Below are 16,628 nucleotides of genomic sequence, written 5' to 3' on the forward strand. Positions count from 1 at the left end.
TTCTCCTCAGATCTTTCTGTACGTCTTAGGGGGTGGCCGGAACTACTGCGCGACCTGGGTGATCTCGAACGGGACCGGCTGCTGAGCAGCGTGCGGGTGCTGGTCGCCCGCGTAGACCTTGAGCTTCGAGAGCACCTGACGGCCCAGGGTGTTCTTGGGGATCATGCCCTTGATGGCCTTCTCGACGGCCTTCTCGGGGTTCTTCGCCAGCAGCTCGTCGTAGCGCACCGAACGGAGACCGCCCGGGAAGCCCGAGTGGCGGTACGCCATCTTCTGGGTCTTCTTGTTGCCGGACAGGTGCACCTTGTCGGCGTTGATGATGATGACGAAGTCGCCCATGTCCATGTGGGGGGCGTAGATCGCCTTGTGCTTACCCCGGAGGAGGTTCGCAGCCGTGGTGGCGAGACGGCCCAGGACGATGTCCTGAGCGTCGATGATGTGCCACTGGCGAGTGACATCGCCGGGCTTGGGGCTGTACGTACGCACTTCGTAGCCTTCGCTTCTTAGTGGATGAGGTCCAGACAACACATGGCACCCCTGAAGCGATCATGCAGCTGGGGCTCACACTGCCGGGACGCTGCCCGTATGCGAGCCACTGGTAACTGCTCCAGAGAACCTACGTAAGGGCCCTGAGCGCCACGGGGGCGCGGCCGATACGCATAACAAAGAGGAAGCCTACCGTCGACCCCCCACAGGGGTCAAAACACCCCGACCCGAAGACCCGCCCCCGCCGCACCCCCTCCAGCCCCAGCGGCACCACTCGGTCCCGTCGGCGCTTGAGGCGATCCTTTCAGCCCCGCCGCACCCCTCCAGCCCCGCCGGCGTTTGAGGCGATCCTTTCAGCCCCGCCGGCGTTTGAGGCGCGGGGGCCCGGGGGCAGCGCCCCCGCAACGGCGCCGCACGGCACACCGCACCCCCACCAAGCTCACCGCACCCGCTCAACCCTCCGCTCGTCCCACACCGGCTCCGCCGTCTCCCGCACCACCCCGTCCGACCCGAACACCAGATACCGGTCGAACGACTTCGCGAACCACCGGTCGTGCGTGACGGCCATCACCGTGCCGTCGTACGACTCCAGCCCGTCCTGCAGCGCCTCCGCCGACTCCAGGTCCAGGTTGTCCGTCGGCTCGTCCAGCAGCAGCGCGGTCGTCCCCGCCAGCTCCAGCAGCAGGATCTGGAACCGCGCCTGCTGCCCGCCGGACAGCTTCTCGAACGCCTGGTCCCCCTGCCGCTCCAGCTCGTACCGCCGCAGCACCGACATCGCCCCGCCCCGGTCCTTGGCGTGCTCGGACCAGAGGATGTCCACCAGCGTCTTCCCCAGCAGCTCCGGGTGCGCATGGGTCTGCGCGAAGTGCCCGGGCACGACCCGCGCCCCGAGCTTCCACTCCCCCGTGTGCGCCACCGGCTCCCCCGCCAGCAGCCGCAGGAAGTGCGACTTGCCGGACCCGTTGGAGCCGAGGACCGCGACCCGTTCCCCGTAGAAGATCTCCAGGTCGAACGGTTTCATCAGCCCGGTCAGCTCCAGACCCTTGCAGGTCACCGCCCGCACCCCGGTCCGCCCGCCGCGCAGCCGCATCCTGATGTCCTGCTCGCGCGGCGGCTCCGGCGGCGGTCCGGCCTCCTCGAACTTCTTGAAGCGGGTCTGCATCGCGTGGTAGCGGTTCGCCATGTCCGGGCTGTTCGCCGCCTGCTGCCGCATCCGCAGGACGAGCGCCTTCAGCCGGGCATGCTCCTCCTGCCAGCGCCGCAGCAGCTCCTCGAACCGCGCGAACCGCTCCTTGCGCGCGTCGTGGTAGGTCGCGAAGCCGCCACCGTGCACCCACACATCGCTGCCCGCCGGGCTCGGCTCGACGCTGACGATCTTCTCGGCGGCCCGGGACAGCAGCTCCCGGTCGTGGGAGACGAAGAGGACCGTCTTACGGGTCTCCTTCAGCTTCTCCTCCAGCCACCGCTTTCCCGGCACGTCCAGATAGTTGTCCGGCTCGTCCAGGAGCAGCACCTCGTCGGGCCCGCGCAGCAGCGCCTCCAGCACCAGCCGCTTCTGCTCACCGCCGCTGAGCGTGCGCACCTCGCGCCACTGCGCCTTGTCGTACGGGACGCCCAGTGCGGCCATCGTGCACATGTCCCAGACGGTCTCGGCCTCGTACCCGCGCGCCTCCGCCCAGTCGCTCAGCGCCTGCGCGTACGCCATCTGCGCGGCCTCGTCATCGACGGTGAGGATCTTCTCCTCGGCCGCGTCGACCGCCTTCGCCGCCTCCCGGATCCTCGGCTGTGAGACCGACACCAGCAGGTCCCGTACGGTCCGCTCGTCCCGCACCGAGCCCACGAACTGCGGCATCACCCCGAGCCCGCCGCTCACCGACACCGTGCCGCCGTGCGGCTGGAGCTCGCCGGCGAGGAGGCGCAGCAAGGTCGTCTTGCCCGCCCCGTTCGCCCCGACGAGCGCGACGACCGCCCCGTCGGCCACCCGGAACGAGGCATCGCCGAGCAGCACCCGCCCGTCCGGAAGGTAGTACTCAAGATGGCCCGCTTCGAGATGTCCCATACCGAGCATTGTCACGGTCCACGAACTCCTGGCCCAACCGGTTTACCGCACCCCCTAAACTGCGCGCATGAGCTTTGGGCAAGGGGGGGCCTCCTGGGGGCCCGGGGGTGACGGGACACCGGACTGGGCGGCGCTGGCGGATCAGTCGGCCGCGCGGGCCCGCCGCAAGAAACTGCTGATGATCGGCGGCGGGGCCCTGGCCACCGTCGCGATCGGCGCGATCGTGACCACCGCCGTGGTCACGTCGAACGGCGGCGGCACCGGCAAGGCCGACAAGAACGCGAGCCAACTGCCCGCCCCCGCCGAGCTCCCCGAGGACACCTCCGCGCCCCAGCCCTCGTTCTCCTCGGTCGCCCCGCCGCCCCCGCCGGACCCCAAGGACTTCATATCCAGCGCCGACAAGGACAAGGCGCCGGTCACCGTCGACGGGTTCTTCCCCGGCAAGAAGCTCACCATGGGCGACCGCGTCCACCTCAAGGGGGCGACGAGCAGCTCCGCGAAGTGCGCCACCGGCACCCAGGGCGCCCTCGGCTCCGTCCTCACGAACAACGGCTGCACGCAGCTCATCCGGGCCACCTACCGCAAGGACGGGGTGGCCGTCACGGTCGGCGTCGCCGTCTTCGAGACGGAGGCCCGTGCGAAGAAGGCCGTCGACCAGGCATCCGGCGGTCTCGCCTCGCTCAGCGGCGGGGGCGTCGACACCTTCTGCCGGGGCGGCACGGTCTGCCTGCGCACATCCAACTCGTACGGCCGCTACGCCTACTTCACCATCGGCGGCTTCCTCAACGGCAAGCGGGTCACCACCGCCGACGAGAACGTCTACGCGGTCAACAAGGACCTGACGAACTTCACCTTCCGTCAGATCCACCGCCGGGGCCAGCTCCAGGCCTCGCAGGCCGTCGCCGACCCCAACGGCTGACCCGACGCCCGGGGACCGAGGGTCAGCAGCAGCCCGCCCCCGGCAACGTCCGCACGTTCCGGGCCTCCTGGGCCCGCGCCGCCAGCAAGTCGTCCGCCGGGTAGGCCACTTCCTCCAGCGTCAGCCCGTGCGGGCGCACCACGTGCACCCCGGGGTCGCGCACCTTCGCCGCCAGCACCTCGGCGGGCCAGGAGGCCGGGCGGCGCCCGTCGCCGACGAACAACGCCGCCCCGATCAGCGCCCGCACCATGTTGTGGCAGAACGCGTCCGCCTGCACGGTCGCGGTCAGGACCCCCGACTCCGGATCCCGTACCCAGCTCAGCTTCTGGAGCGTACGGATGGTCGTCGCGCCCTCGCGCTTCTTGCAGTACGCGGCGAAGTCGTGCTCTCCGACCATCAGCGCGGCCGCCTCGTTCATCGCGTCCAGGTCCAACGGCCGGTCGTGCCACAGCACATGACCACGGGTCAGCGGGTCGACCCCGCCGGGCCGGTCGCCGACACGGTAGGCGTACCGCCGCCACAGCGCGGAGAAACGGGCGTTGAACCCCGGCGGGGCGGGGGCCGCCCGCCAGATCCGCACGTCCAGCGGCAGCCGGCCCGCCAGCCGCCTCAGCAGCTTCTCCTCGTGCTCGGCCCAGACCGCCTCCGGCAGATCGACGTGGGCCACCTGGCCGCGCGCGTGCACCCCGGCGTCCGTACGGCCCGCCACCGTCAGGTCGTACGTCACCGCTGACCGGGTCACGGTCCGCAGCGCGTCCTCGATCTCCCCCTGCACCGTGCGCCGGCTGGTCTGCTTCGCCCAGCCGGAGAAGTCCTTGCCGTCGTAGGACAGGTCCAGTCGTACCCGTACGAAACCGGGCTCGGCCTGGTCACTCACCGCGTCTCCCTCTCCACACCCTGGTCAGCGAAACGGGCCCGCACCGCCCCGAAGGGTGATGCGGGCCCGTCCCGTGGTCCGTCTCAGAACGCTCAGGCGTCCTTGGACTCCGCGTCGTCGGCCGGCTTGGCGTCCTCGACGGCTTCGGCCGCGGGGGCCTCGTCCTTCTTGAGGGCGTCTTCCTTGACCGCGCGCTTTGTGGCGGCCTCGGCCTCACCGGTGGCCTGCTGGGCCACGGTCAGCGCCTCGACCAGCTCGATGACCGCCATCGGGGCGTTGTCGCCACGACGGTTGCCGATCTTGGTGATACGGGTGTAACCACCGGGGCGGTTCTCGTACCGGGGAGCGATCTCGGTGAAGAGCGTGTGGACGACGCTCTTGTCCGTGATCGTCTGGAGCACCAGGCGACGGTTGTGGATGTCGCCCTTCTTCGCCTTGGTGACGAGGCGCTCGGCGACGGGGCGCAGGCGGCGGGCCTTGGCCTCGGTCGTCGTGATGCGGCCGTGCTCGAACAGCGACTTCGCCAGGTTCGCGAGAAGCAGCTTCTCGTGAGCGGCGCTACCGCCGAAACGGGCTCCCTTGGTGGGACGCGGCATGGTGTTTCTCCTTGTGTGCTGCACCGGCCGTATCAGGTACCGGTGTCAGTTCCCGTGCGGCGGACGCCCCACGGAAGTCGTAGCTGCCGGCCGGGCTCGATTCATCAAGCCCGTCCGGCGATGGAGGACGAAGCCTCAGCCCCGGCCAGGGGCACCCGCGAAACCGGGCACCCCGGCCGGGAGGGGACTCAGTACTGCTCGGTCTCCACGAAACCGGCGTCCGCGTCGTCGTCCGCGCCGAAGGCGTCGGCGGCGGCGGTCGGGTCGAAGCCGGGAGGCGAGTCCTTCAGCGCGAGGCCCATACCGGCCAGCTTCGCCTTGACCTCGTCGATCGACTTCGCACCGAAGTTGCGGATGTCGAGCAGGTCCGCCTCGGAACGGGCCACGAGCTCACCCACGGAGTGGATGCCCTCGCGCTTGAGGCAGTTGTACGAACGGACCGTGAGCTCCAGCTCCTCGATCGGCAGAGCCAGATCGGCGGCGAGAGCGGCGTCCGTCGGGGACGGGCCCATGTCGATGCCCTCGGCGTCGATGTTGAGCTCGCGCGCCAGACCGAACAGCTCGACCAGGGTCTTACCGGCCGACGCCATGGCGTCACGGGGACGCATGGCCTGCTTGGTCTCGACGTCGACGATCAGCTTGTCGAAGTCGGTGCGCTGCTCGACACGGGTCGCCTCGACCTTGTACGTGACCTTGAGCACCGGCGAGTAGATGGAGTCGACCGGGATGCGGCCGATCTCCTGGCCGACCTGCTTGTTCTGGACGGCGGAGACGTAGCCGCGACCGCGCTCGACGGTCAGCTCCATCTCCAGCTTGCCCTTGCCGTTGAGCGTGGCGAGAACGAGGTCGGGGTTGTGCACCTCCACACCGGCCGGGGGCGCGATGTCAGCGGCGGTGACCAGACCCGGGCCCTGCTTGCGCAGGTACATCACGACCGGCTCGTCGTGCTCCGAGGAGACGACCAGCTGCTTGATGTTGAGGATGAGGTCGGTGACGTCCTCCTTGACGCCCGGCACGGTGGTGAACTCGTGCAGGACACCGTCGATCCGGATGCTGGTGACAGCGGCACCGGGGATCGAGGAGAGGAGCGTACGGCGGAGGGAGTTGCCGAGGGTGTAGCCGAAGCCCGGCTCCAGCGGCTCGATCACGAACCGGGAGCGGAACTCGTCGACGACCTCTTCGGTCAGCGACGGACGCTGAGCGATAAGCATGCGGTGATCCTTCAGTCGTGGGCACCCACTATTTGATGCCCGACAGATGTAACAAGGGTACGGGCGGTACGCCCCGTAAGAGGTGTACCGCCCGGACCCGGCGCTACTGACGCACGGCCGTCACCGGCCGTAGCGGGTCAGACGCGACGACGCTTCGGCGGACGGCAGCCGTTGTGCGGCGTCGGGGTGACGTCCTGGATCGAACCGACCTCCAGGCCGGTGGCCTGGAGCGAACGGATCGCGGTCTCACGGCCGGAGCCGGGACCCTTGACGAAGACGTCGACCTTGCGCATGCCGTGCTCCTGCGCGCGGCGGGCGGCCGACTCGGCGGCCATCTGCGCGGCGAAGGGGGTGGACTTGCGCGAGCCCTTGAAGCCGACGTGGCCGGCGGAGGCCCAGGAGATCACGTTGCCCGAGGGGTCCGTGATCGAGACGATGGTGTTGTTGAACGTGCTCTTGATGTGCGCGTGGCCATGAGCGACGTTCTTCTTTTCCTTGCGACGCACCTTCTTGGCTGCGCCCTGACGACCCTTGGGGGGCATGTCTTGACTCCAGATGGAGAGGGGAGGTGATCGGTCCTACAGCGAAGACCGCTGGTTGCTGCGTGCTCCGGGAGACCGGAGGTCCGCAGTGCGTCCGCTGAGGACTACTTCTTGCCCGGCTTCTTCTTACCGGCGATGGCGCGACGCGGGCCCTTGCGGGTACGAGCGTTCGTGCTGGTGCGCTGACCGTGGACGGGCAGGCCACGACGGTGGCGGATGCCCTGGTAGCAGCCGATCTCGACCTTGCGGCGGATGTTCGCCTGGACCTCACGGCGGAGGTCACCCTCGGTGCGGAGGTTGGCGTCCACGTGCTCGCGGATCTTGACGAGGTCTTCCTCGGCCAGGTCACGAACGCGGGTGTTCGGGTTCACGCCGGTGGCGGCGAGGATCTCCTTGGACCGGGTGCGCCCGATACCGAAGACGTAGGTGAGGGCGACCTCCACGCGCTTTTCGCGCGGGATGTCAACACCTGAAACGCGTGCCATTCAATGGCTCCAGTTGTTAGATCGGGGGTCTTCCGCAGTGCCACTCCCGACCGCCGACCGCTCCCGAAGGAGCAGTGGTACGTCCGGGTCCCCGGCCCCCGCCGGAGGTGTCGTCAGCCGTGGCTTGGACGGGTACTGCGTATGTACGTATTACGTGCGTCGCGCGAAGAACTGCGAGATGCAGGCGGTCGTGCGTCAGCCCTGGCGCTGCTTGTGGCGCAGGTTGTCGCAGATGACCATGACCCGACCGTGACGGCGGATCACCTTGCACTTGTCGCAGATCTTCTTGACGCTCGGCTTGACCTTCATGGGATGTCAGGTTCTCCGGGTCAGTGCCATCACCCGCCGAAACGGGGTGCGGGCAAGATCTACTTGTAGCGGTAGACGATCCGGCCACGCGTGAGGTCGTACGGAGAGAGCTCCACCACAACCCGGTCATCGGGGAGGATACGGATGTAGTGCATCCGCATCTTGCCGCTGATGTGCGCCAGGACCTTGTGACCGTTCTGGAGCTCCACCTTGAACATTGCGTTCGGGAGGGACTCGATCACGGTGCCCTCAATCTCGATGGCACCTTGCTTCTTGGCCACGCTTCGCCTTTCGAATCGGCTACCTTGATCGGCTCCCGCCATCCCGTGCCCGCCATGCGATTGCATGTGGACACACGGATGCACCAGAGCCGACGAGTCAGTCTACGTCAGCGGACTCCAAAAGACGAATCCGTCAAGTTTGCCCACTCCCGGTGATCCTTAGACCTGCCGGAAGGGTTGTGTCGGGGCGCCTCAGCCCAGGGGGTCGGGCGCCGCCTCGATCCCGTACTCCGCGAGCTTCGCCTTGCCGCAGTCCGGCGAGGTCAGGACCAGCGGGCCCTGCTCGGTCAGCGCGATGGAGTGCTCCCAGTGCGAGGACCAGGTGCCGTCCGTCGTGATGACCGTCCAGTCGTCGGCGAGGGTCTCCGTCCGCGCGGTGCCGAGCGAGACCATCGGCTCGATCGCCAGGCAGACGCCGGGGACCAGCTTGATGCCCTTGCCGCGCTTACGGGAGACGTAGTTCAGCAGATGCGGGTCCATGTGCATCTCGGTGCCGATGCCATGGCCGCCGAAGTCCTCGATGATCCCGTACTTCCCGGTCGCCGGGCGGGGCTGGCGGCGGATGTAGGTCTCGATGGCCCGGGAGATGTCGACCAGCCGGTTGTTCACCTTCATCGCGGCGATCCCGGCCCACATCGACTCCTCGGTCACCCGGGAGAGCTCGACCAGCTCCGGAGCGTGACCGGTGCCCACGAAGGCGGTGTAGGCCGCGTCACCGTGCCAGCCGTCCACGATCGCGCCGGCGTCGATCGAGATGATGTCGCCGTCCTTGAGGACCGTCTTCTCGTCCGGGATGCCGTGGACGACGACCTCGTTGACCGAGGTGCAGATGGTCGCGGGGAACCCGCCGTACCCGAGGAAGTTCGACTTGGCGCCGTGGTCGGCGATCACCTTGCGGGCGACCTGGTCCAGGTCGTGCGTGGTGGCTCCGGGCACGGCCGCCTCACGGGTGGCGGCGTGAATGGCAGCGACCACCAGGCCCGCCTCGCGCATCTTCGCGATCTGCTCGGGGGTCTTGATCTGCACCATTGCTCGGCGCCTCTCTGCATCGACGGTGACGGGTACGGCTCGGCATTTTCAACGATACGGGGCAAGCAGTCGGCCGCGGCGCCCAGAGGCGCCGCGGCCGGCTTGCACAGCGGGTGGTGCGGGGGACGCTCAGCCCTCGTCGGAGGGCTTCAGCGCCGCCATCGCGCGGGCGGTCACGTCCGCGACCTCGCCGAGCGCGGAGATGGTCACCACCAGGCCCTGGGCCCGGTAGTAGTCGATGATCGGCTCGGTCTGCGTGTGGTAGACCTCCAGCCGGGTACGGACCGTCTCCTCGCTGTCGTCGTGGCGCTGGTACAGCTCGCCGCCGCAGACGTCGCAGACGCCCTCGGCCTTCGGCGGGCTGTACGACAGGTGGAAGACGTGCGCGCTGTCCCTGCGGCAGACGCGGCGGCCCGCGATCCGCTTGACGACCTCTTCCTCGGGGACCTCCAGGTCGAGGACCGCGTCGAGCTTCACGCCCTCGTCCTTGAGCATCACGTCAAGGGCTTCGGCCTGGCCCACGTTCCGCGGGAAGCCGTCCAGCAGGAAGCCGTTCACGGCGTCCGGCTGGGACATGCGGTCCTTGGCCATCCCGATGGTGACTTCGTCCGGCACCAGCTGACCCGCGTCGATGTAGGCGCGGGCCTGCTTGCCAAGGTCGGTGCCCTGGCTCATGTTGGCGCGGAAGAGGTCGCCCGTGGAGATGTGCGGAATCGAGAGGTTGTGGGCAAGGTACGCAGCCTGCGTTCCCTTGCCGGCACCCGGAGGCCCGACGAGGACGATGCGCATCAGCGGAGGAACCCTTCGTAATTGCGCTGCTGGAGCTGACTCTCGATCTGCTTCACGGTTTCCAGACCCACACCCACGATGATCAGGATGCTCGTCCCGCCGAACGGGAAGTTCGCGTTCGCACCGCCGAAGCCCGCCAACGCCATCGTCGGCACAAGAGCGATCAGGGCCAGGTACAGCGAGCCTGGCCAAGTGATCCGGTTGAGCACGTAGCTCAGGTACTCGGCAGTAGGACGACCTGCGCGGATACCCGGGATGAAGCCACCATACTTCTTCATGTTGTCGGCGACCTCGTCGGGGTTGAACGAGATGGCCACATAGAAGAACGCGAAGAAGACGATCAGCAGGAAGTACGCCACCATGTAGTACGGCTCGTTCTGCTGCACGAAGTTGTCCGTGATCCAGGTCGCCCACCCCGCTTGGGAGTTGGAGAACTGGACGATCAGCGCCGGGATGTACAGCAGCGACGAGGCGAAGATGACCGGAATCACACCGGCCTGGTTCACCTTCAGCGGGATGTACGTGGACGTACCGCCGTAGGAACGGCGCCCGATCATGCGCTTCGCGTACTGCACCGGGATGCGGCGCTGGGCCTGCTCGACGAAGACGACGAGGCCGACCATGACGAAGCCGATGAGGATGACGGTGCCGAACTCGATCCAGCCGTCGGCCAGCTTGCCGCTCTCCTTGATGGCCCACAGGGCGCCGGGGAACGTGGCGGCGATCGAGATGAACATGAGGATCGACATGCCGTTGCCGATGCCGCGGTCGGTGATCAGCTCACCGAGCCACATGACGGCGGCCGTACCGGCGGTCATCGTGATGACCATGATGACCGTGGTGAAGACCGACTTGTCCGCGACGATCTGATCGCCCACGGAACAGTTCTGGAAGAGCGCGCCGCTGCGGGCTGTGGCGACGAGGCCGGTGCCCTGGAGGACGGCCAGCGCGACCGTCAGATAACGCGTGTACTGCGTGATCTTCGCCGTGCCGGACTGCCCCTCCTTCTTCAGGGCTTCCAGGCGCGGGATCACGACGGTCAGCAGCTGCAGAATGATGCTGGCCGTGATGTACGGCATGATGCCGAGCGCGAAGATGGTGATCTGCAGCAGGGCGCCACCGCTGAACATCTGCATCAGACCGAGGAGACCACCCGAGTCGGCCTGGTCGATGCACTGCTGCACCTTCGTGTAGTCGACGCCGGGGGCCGGGATGTGCGCCCCGAGCCGGTAGATCACGATGATGCCGAGCGTGAAGAGCAGCTTCTTGCGCAGGTCGGGCGTCTTGAACGCTCGGGCGAACGCGGTGAACACGGTGCCTCCTGCGACCCCCGCGCTGTGCGTCAGAGGCGACGGGTCTGGATGGGACTGGACGGGATCGGATACAAGGCAGCCCTACATCGTAAGGAGGCCACAAAAGATTAACGGCGCTACCCTACCCGGCCCGGGACTGAGCAGGAAACACGCACCGCACACCGGTGCACGGCCCGCTTCCCGGCCCGCGTCGCGAAAGACCGGCCAAGCCACACCATTTGGGACGTGAACGCCCCTCCGCTCCCCCACCGCCGGTGCGGTGGACACCCGTTCAACCTTTCCCGAGCCTTTACGGTTCCCGTATATCGCACCGAAGTGGTCTCGGACACGAAAAAAAGCCCGGCCGGCCACCTCCGAGGAGGCAGCCGGCCAGGCTCAGTTCTGTCCCGCGGCTCAGACGAGCTCGGTGACCGTACCGCCGGCGGCGGTGATCTTCTCCTTGGCGGAGCCGGAGACGGCGTCAACCGAAACCTGCAGTGCCACGGAGATCTCGCCCTGTCCGAGGACCTTGACGAGGTGGTTGTTGCGCACGGCACCCTTGGCGACCAGGTCGGCCACCGTGACCTCTCCACCCTCGGGGTAGAGCGTCGCGAGCTTGTCCAGGTTCACGACCTGGTACTCCGTGCGGAACGGGTTCTTGAAGCCCTTGAGCTTCGGGAGACGCATGTGGAGGGGCATCTGGCCACCCTCGAAGCGCTCCGGAACCTGGTAACGGGCCTTCGTACCCTTGGTACCACGGCCTGCGGTCTTACCCTTGGACGCCTCACCACGACCCACACGGGTCTTGGCGGTCTTGGCGCCCGGGGCAGGCCGGAGGTTGTGGGCCTTCAGCGGGCTGTTCTCCGCCATGTCAGTCAACCTCCTCAACCGTCACGAGGTGGCGGACGGTGTGCACCATTCCGCGGAACTCGGGGCGGTCCTCCTTGACAACCGAGTCGTTCAGGCGCTTGAGCCCGAGCGAACGCAGGGTGTCGCGGTGGTTCTGCTTGCTGCCGATGTACGACTTCGTCTGCGTGATCTTGAGGCGAGCCATTACGCACCCGCTCCCGCACGCGCACGAAGCAGAGCCGCGGGGGCGACGTCCTCGAGGGGCAGACCGCGGCGGGCCGCGATCTCCTCGGGACGCTGCAGGCCCTTCAGGGCCTCCACGGTCGCGTGCACAATGTTGATCGCGTTGGACGAGCCAAGCGACTTCGACAGGATGTCGTGAACGCCGGCGCACTCGAGCACGGCACGCACCGGGCCACCGGCGATAACACCGGTACCGGGGGAAGCCGGCTTGAGCAGGACGACGCCCGCTGCCTTCTCGCCCGTGATCGGGTGAGGGATGGTGCCCTGGATGCGCGGGACCTTGAAGAAGTTCTTCTTGGCCTCTTCGACACCCTTGGCGATGGCCGCGGGAACTTCCTTGGCCTTGCCGTATCCGACACCGACCGTGCCGTCACCGTCGCCCACCACGACCAGCGCGGTAAAGCTGAAGCGACGACCACCCTTCACAACCTTGGCGACGCGGTTGATCGCGACGACGCGCTCGACGTACGCGGTCTTCTCGGCGGCTGCGCCACCGTCGCGGCCCTTCCGGTCCCGCCGCTCGCCGCCACCGGCACCGCTTCCGCGGCGCTGGGGTCCAGCCATGGGAATTACCTCTCTCTGTTACGTCCGCTGTGCGTAGGAACCGGGGCTTAGAACTTCAGCCCGGCTTCACGGGCGGCGTCAGCCAGAGCGGCAATCCGCCCGGCGTACTGGTTACCACCGCGGTCAAACACGACGGCCTCGACGCCTGCAGCCTTGGCACGCTCGGCGACCAGGGCGCCGACCTGCTTGGCCTGGGCGCTCTTGTCGCCCTCGCCACCACGGATCGAGGTGTCCAGGGTCGACGCCGAGGCGAGCGTGTGGCCCGCGATGTCGTCGATGACCTGGGCCACGATGTGGCGGTTGGAACGCGTCACGACCAGACGGGGCCGCTCCGGCGAACCCGACAGGTGCTTGCGGACGCGGATGTGGCGCCGCTTGCGAGCAGCGCGCTTGTACGCGTCGCCCTTGGCGATCTTCACACCGTATGCCATGGCTACTTACCAGCCTTTCCGACCTTGCGGCGGATGACCTCGCCCGCGTACTTGACGCCCTTGGCCTTGTACGGGTCGGGCTTCCGCAGCTTGCGGATGTTGGCGGCCACCTCGCCGACCTTCTGCTTGTCGATGCCCTCGACGCTGAGCTTCGTGGGCGACTCGACCTTGAAGGTGATGCCTTCCGGCGCCTCGATGAGGATCGGGTGGCTGTAGCCCAGGGCGAACTCCAGGTTGGAGCCCTTCGCCTGGACGCGGTAACCGACACCGCTGATCTCGAGCGCCTTGGAGTAACCCGCGGTCACGCCGGTGATCATGTTCGCCACCAGCGTGCGGGACAGGCCGTGGAGGGCCTTGTTCTGACGCTCGTCGTTCGGGCGGGTGACGTTCAGAACGCCGTCCTCACCCTTGGAGACCTCGATCGGCGCGGCGACGGTGTGCGTGAGGGAACCCTTGGGGCCCTTCACCGCGACCGTACGGCCATCGATGGTGACGTCCACACCGGCGGGAACCTGGATGGGGAGCTTGCCGATTCGCGACATGAGCTTTCCTTCCTTTCCCGACTACCAGACGTAGGCGAGGACTTCCCCACCTACGCCCTTCTTGCCTGCCTGCTGGCCGGTCAGGAGACCGTGGGACGTGGAGATGATCGCCACGCCCAGGCCGCCGAGGACCTTCGGCAGGTTGGTGGACTTTGCGTAAACACGCAGACCCGGCTTCGAGATGCGCTTGATGCCGGCGATCGAACGCTCGCGGTTCGGGCCGAACTTCAGCTCCAGGACGAGGTTCTTGCCGACCTCGGCGTCCTCGACCTTCCAGCCGGTGATGAAGCCCTCCTGCTGGAGGATCTCCGCGATGTGCGACTTGATCTTGCTGTGCGGCATCACGACGGAGTCGTGGTACGCCGAGTTCGCGTTACGCAGACGCGTGAGCATGTCTGCGATGGGATCAGTCATGGTCATGAATTGGCCTTCGGCCTCTCTCGCCGGGGTTTCCTGTATGCGCCATCCCTCTCCCCACTCACTGGCGGGACGGGTGCGGTGCGGGGACCTACGGCGTAGTAAGTCGGTCTTGGGCGGCAGGCGCCCAACCCTTCAAGCCTACGGCATGAAAGGTGGGGCTCCTGCCGACCAGATGCTTACCGAGAGTCTCCGGGAACTTCCAACGCCCAGGGGGCGAAGGAGAGTTACCAGGAGCTCTTGGTCACGCCCGGCAGCTCGCCACGGTGAGCCATCTCACGAAGGCACACGCGGCACAGGCCGAACTTGCGGTAGACGGAGTGGGGCCGGCCGCAGCGCTGGCAGCGGGTGTACCCGCGAACGCCGAACTTCGGCTTACGGGCGGCCTTAGCGATCAGAGCCTTCTTCGCCACGGTCAGTTCTCCTTGAACGGGAAGCCGAGGTGACGAAGGAGGGCACGACCCTCGTCGTCGTTGGTCGCCGTGGTGACCACGGTGATGTCCATGCCCCGGACCCGGTCGATCTTGTCCTGGTCGATCTCGTGGAACATGACCTGCTCCGTGAGACCGAAGGTGTAGTTGCCACGGCCGTCGAACTGCTTCGGCGACAGGCCACGGAAGTCACGGATACGCGGCAGCGCGAGCGACAGCGTACGGTCCAGGAACTCCCACATCCGGTCACCGCGGAGGGTGACGTGGCAGCCGATCGGCTGACCCTCGCGCAGCTTGAACTGCGCGATGGACTTGCGGGCCTTCGTGACGGCCGGCTTCTGGCCGGTGATCGTGGTGAGGTCGCGGACGGCCCCGTCGATCAGCTTGGAGTCGCGGGCGGCGTCGCCCACACCCATGTTGACCACGATCTTGACCAGACCGGGAACCTGCATGACGTTCTCGTACGAGAACTCCTCACGCAGCTTGCCGGCGATTTCCTCGCGGTAGCGCGTCTTGAGACGCGGCGCAGTGGTGGCAGTCATCAGATGTCCTCACCGGTCCGCTTGGCAACGCGGATCTTGTTGCCCTCGTCGTCAAAGCGGTAGCCGACGCGGGTGACAACCTTGTTGCCGTCCTTCTCCACAACAAGCTGAACGTTGCTGACGTGGATCGGGGCCTCGGTGGTCACAATGCCACCCGTCTGCGAACCGCGAGCCGTCTGACCGGCCTTGGTGTGCTTCTTGACCCGGTTGACACCCTCGACGAGGACGCGGTCCTGAGCGGGGTAGGCCACGATGACCTTGCCCTGCTTGCCCTTGTCCTTACCGGTGATGACCTGGACCAGGTCGCCCTTCTTGATCTTCATGCTTACAGCACCTCCGGCGCGAGCGAGATGATCTTCATGAACTTCTTCTCGCGCAGCTCCCGGCCCACCGGGCCGAAGATGCGGGTGCCGCGGGGGTCGCCGTCGTTCTTCAGAATGACGGCGGCGTTCTCGTCGAAGCGGATGTACGAGCCATCCTGACGACGACGCTCCTTGACGGTGCGAACGATGACGGCCTTGACGACGTCACCCTTCTTCACGTTGCCACCGGGGATCGCGTCCTTGACGGTGGCGACGATGACGTCACCGATACCCGCGTAGCGGCGACCCGAGCCACCGAGAACACGAATGGTGAGAATTTCCTTCGCACCCGTGTTGTCGGCGACACGCAGTCGCGACTCCTGCTGGATCACGTCTATCTCCTGATCGTCTGCCGGTTCCCGGTGGGGAGCCACGTAAGCGACTTACGCGGCTCCCTCACCGAGCCTGGCGGAACTGACCTGAGGGAAACCCCTCAGGAATTACTTGGCCTTCTCGAGGATCTCGACGATGCGCCAGCGCTTCGAGGCGGACAGCGGACGCGTCTCCATGATGAGGACGCGGTCGCCGACGCCGGCGGAGTTCTGCTCGTCGTGGGCCTTGAGCTTGTTCGTACGGCGGATGACCTTGCCGTACAGCGCGTGCTTGACGCGGTCCTCGACAGCGACGACGACGGTCTTGTCCATCTTGTCGCTGACGACCAGACCCTCACGGGTCTTGCGGAAACCGCGCTCGGTGTTCGTCTCAGTCACAGTCTTCTCGCTCATCAGGCGCTCTCCACCGTCTCGATGCCCAGCTCGCGCTCACGCATCAGGGTGTAGATCCGGGCGATGTCCTTACGGACGGACTTGAGCCGGCCGTGGTTCTCGAGCTGGCCCGTCGCCGCCTGGAAGCGGAGGTTGAACAGCTCTTCCTTGGCTTCGCGGAGCTTGTTGAGGAGCTCCTCGTCGCCCAGCTCGCGCAGCTCGGACGCCTTGGTACCGGCCGACATCACGACTCACCTGCCTCGCGCCGAACGATCCGGCACTTCATCGGAAGCTTGTGAGCAGCGCGGGTGAGCGCCTCACGAGCAATCTTCTCGTTCGGGTAGGACAGCTCGAACATCACCCGACCGGGCTTGACGTTCGCGATCCACCACTCGGGAGAACCCTTACCGGAACCCATGCGGGTCTCGGCGGGCTTCTTCGTCAGGGGACGGTCCGGGTAGATGTTGATCCAGACCTTGCCGCCACGCTTGATGTGACGGGTCATCGCGATACGAGCGGACTCGATCTGACGGTTCGTCACGTACGCCGGGGTCAGCGCCTGGATGCCGTACTCGCCGAACGCAACCTGCGTGCCACCCTTGGACATACCGCTGCGCTTCGGGTGGTGCTGCTTGCGGTGCTTGACCCTACGGGGGATCAGCATTTCG

General features: G+C 67.0%; 26 protein-coding genes. 1 reads left to right on the forward strand and 25 read right to left on the reverse strand.

Annotated elements, in window-relative coordinates; all coding sequences use genetic code 11:
- Nucleotides 1-42 precede the first annotated feature (42 nt).
- Nucleotides 43-486, reverse strand: a complete 444-nt coding sequence (gene rplM, locus IE145_RS02760; protein WP_006126902.1) for a 50S ribosomal protein L13 — start codon at nt 484-486, stop codon at nt 43-45.
- 439 nt (nt 487-925) lie between these two features.
- A complete protein-coding gene (locus tag IE145_RS02765; protein WP_189518448.1) occupies nt 926-2,545 on the reverse strand; it encodes an ABC-F family ATP-binding cassette domain-containing protein in 1,620 nt (539 codons plus the stop codon).
- A gap of 67 nt (nt 2,546-2,612) precedes the next feature.
- Here IE145_RS02765 and IE145_RS02770 point away from each other — a divergent pair, with 67 nt between their 5' ends.
- The gene (locus IE145_RS02770) at nt 2,613-3,464 is read left to right on the forward strand and encodes a hypothetical protein (protein WP_189518450.1); all 852 of its coding nucleotides are present in this window, start codon (nt 2,613-2,615) and stop codon (nt 3,462-3,464) included.
- Nucleotides 3,465-3,486: 22 nt separating this feature from the next.
- On the opposite strand, the gene truA is transcribed toward IE145_RS02770, so the two are convergent.
- The 23 genes from truA to rplP all read right to left on the reverse strand — a co-directional run bounded on the left by truA (nt 3,487) and on the right by rplP (nt 16,624).
- On the reverse strand, nt 3,487-4,341 hold the full coding sequence (truA, locus tag IE145_RS02775; RefSeq protein WP_189518452.1) for a tRNA pseudouridine(38-40) synthase TruA: 855 nt from the start codon (nt 4,339-4,341) through the stop codon (nt 3,487-3,489).
- 92 nt (nt 4,342-4,433) lie between these two features.
- Nucleotides 4,434-4,937: a 50S ribosomal protein L17 gene (gene rplQ, locus IE145_RS02780; protein WP_069736456.1), complete on the reverse strand. Its 504-nt coding sequence runs from the start codon at nt 4,935-4,937 to the stop codon at nt 4,434-4,436.
- 188 nt (nt 4,938-5,125) lie between these two features.
- A complete protein-coding gene (locus tag IE145_RS02785; RefSeq protein WP_003966937.1) occupies nt 5,126-6,148 on the reverse strand; it encodes a DNA-directed RNA polymerase subunit alpha in 1,023 nt (340 codons plus the stop codon).
- Between the two features lie 137 nt (nt 6,149-6,285).
- Entirely contained in the window at nt 6,286-6,690 is a 405-nt protein-coding gene (gene rpsK, locus IE145_RS02790) for a 30S ribosomal protein S11 (RefSeq protein ID WP_003956432.1), read from the reverse strand.
- A 104-nt stretch (nt 6,691-6,794) separates the two neighbouring features.
- Nucleotides 6,795-7,175, reverse strand: a complete 381-nt coding sequence (rpsM, locus tag IE145_RS02795; RefSeq protein WP_006126897.1) for a 30S ribosomal protein S13 — start codon at nt 7,173-7,175, stop codon at nt 6,795-6,797.
- A gap of 195 nt (nt 7,176-7,370) precedes the next feature.
- A complete protein-coding gene (rpmJ, locus tag IE145_RS02800) occupies nt 7,371-7,484 on the reverse strand; it encodes a 50S ribosomal protein L36 (protein ID WP_003956441.1) in 114 nt (37 codons plus the stop codon).
- 59 nt (nt 7,485-7,543) lie between these two features.
- Nucleotides 7,544-7,765 (reverse strand): translation initiation factor IF-1, encoded by a 222-nt coding sequence (infA, locus tag IE145_RS02805; protein ID WP_003956442.1) that lies wholly within the window; start codon nt 7,763-7,765, stop codon nt 7,544-7,546.
- A gap of 192 nt (nt 7,766-7,957) precedes the next feature.
- The gene (gene map, locus IE145_RS02810) at nt 7,958-8,794 is read right to left on the reverse strand and encodes a type I methionyl aminopeptidase (RefSeq protein ID WP_032763947.1); all 837 of its coding nucleotides are present in this window, start codon (nt 8,792-8,794) and stop codon (nt 7,958-7,960) included.
- 129 nt (nt 8,795-8,923) lie between these two features.
- A complete protein-coding gene (locus IE145_RS02815; protein WP_189518457.1) occupies nt 8,924-9,583 on the reverse strand; it encodes an adenylate kinase in 660 nt (219 codons plus the stop codon).
- A complete protein-coding gene (gene secY / locus IE145_RS02820; protein WP_189518459.1) occupies nt 9,583-10,896 on the reverse strand; it encodes a preprotein translocase subunit SecY in 1,314 nt (437 codons plus the stop codon). Before secY ends, IE145_RS02815 begins: the two co-directional genes overlap by 1 nt.
- Before the next feature lie 393 nt (nt 10,897-11,289).
- Entirely contained in the window at nt 11,290-11,745 is a 456-nt protein-coding gene (gene rplO, locus IE145_RS02825; RefSeq protein ID WP_003966942.1) for a 50S ribosomal protein L15, read from the reverse strand.
- Between the two features lies 1 nt (nt 11,746).
- Nucleotides 11,747-11,929, reverse strand: a complete 183-nt coding sequence (rpmD, locus tag IE145_RS02830) for a 50S ribosomal protein L30 (RefSeq protein ID WP_003966943.1) — start codon at nt 11,927-11,929, stop codon at nt 11,747-11,749.
- Nucleotides 11,929-12,531, reverse strand: a complete 603-nt coding sequence (rpsE, locus tag IE145_RS02835; RefSeq protein ID WP_006126891.1) for a 30S ribosomal protein S5 — start codon at nt 12,529-12,531, stop codon at nt 11,929-11,931. The genes rpmD and rpsE overlap by 1 nt, the downstream gene beginning before the upstream one ends.
- Before the next feature lie 47 nt (nt 12,532-12,578).
- Nucleotides 12,579-12,962, reverse strand: a complete 384-nt coding sequence (gene rplR / locus IE145_RS02840) for a 50S ribosomal protein L18 (protein WP_018490822.1) — start codon at nt 12,960-12,962, stop codon at nt 12,579-12,581.
- 2 nt (nt 12,963-12,964) lie between these two features.
- On the reverse strand, nt 12,965-13,504 hold the full coding sequence (gene rplF / locus IE145_RS02845) for a 50S ribosomal protein L6 (RefSeq protein WP_003966946.1): 540 nt from the start codon (nt 13,502-13,504) through the stop codon (nt 12,965-12,967).
- A 21-nt stretch (nt 13,505-13,525) separates the two neighbouring features.
- Nucleotides 13,526-13,924 carry a 30S ribosomal protein S8 gene (gene rpsH, locus IE145_RS02850; RefSeq protein WP_003966947.1) on the reverse strand — a complete coding sequence of 133 codons (399 nt, stop codon included), beginning with the start codon at nt 13,922-13,924 and terminating at the stop codon, nt 13,526-13,528.
- Between the two features lie 224 nt (nt 13,925-14,148).
- Nucleotides 14,149-14,334 carry a type Z 30S ribosomal protein S14 gene (locus IE145_RS02855; RefSeq protein WP_003948630.1) on the reverse strand — a complete coding sequence of 62 codons (186 nt, stop codon included), beginning with the start codon at nt 14,332-14,334 and terminating at the stop codon, nt 14,149-14,151.
- A gap of 2 nt (nt 14,335-14,336) precedes the next feature.
- A complete protein-coding gene (rplE, locus tag IE145_RS02860) occupies nt 14,337-14,894 on the reverse strand; it encodes a 50S ribosomal protein L5 (protein ID WP_006126888.1) in 558 nt (185 codons plus the stop codon).
- On the reverse strand, nt 14,894-15,217 hold the full coding sequence (rplX, locus tag IE145_RS02865; protein ID WP_003966949.1) for a 50S ribosomal protein L24: 324 nt from the start codon (nt 15,215-15,217) through the stop codon (nt 14,894-14,896). Before rplX ends, rplE begins: the two co-directional genes overlap by 1 nt.
- 2 nt (nt 15,218-15,219) lie before the next feature.
- Nucleotides 15,220-15,588, reverse strand: coding sequence for a 50S ribosomal protein L14 (gene rplN / locus IE145_RS02870; protein ID WP_003966950.1), 369 nt, complete (start codon nt 15,586-15,588; stop codon nt 15,220-15,222).
- 108 nt (nt 15,589-15,696) lie between these two features.
- Entirely contained in the window at nt 15,697-15,981 is a 285-nt protein-coding gene (rpsQ, locus tag IE145_RS02875) for a 30S ribosomal protein S17 (RefSeq protein WP_018490820.1), read from the reverse strand.
- A complete protein-coding gene (gene rpmC / locus IE145_RS02880) occupies nt 15,981-16,205 on the reverse strand; it encodes a 50S ribosomal protein L29 (RefSeq protein WP_003966952.1) in 225 nt (74 codons plus the stop codon). Before rpmC ends, rpsQ begins: the two co-directional genes overlap by 1 nt.
- Complete coding sequence (rplP, locus tag IE145_RS02885; RefSeq protein WP_003966953.1) at nt 16,205-16,624, reverse strand: 50S ribosomal protein L16; 420 nt, start codon at nt 16,622-16,624, stop codon at nt 16,205-16,207. Before rplP ends, rpmC begins: the two co-directional genes overlap by 1 nt.
- Between the last annotated feature and the right edge of the window lie 4 nt (nt 16,625-16,628).

Source organism: Streptomyces sindenensis (assembly GCF_014649035.1).
Lineage (GTDB): Bacteria > Actinomycetota > Actinomycetes > Streptomycetales > Streptomycetaceae > Streptomyces > Streptomyces sindenensis.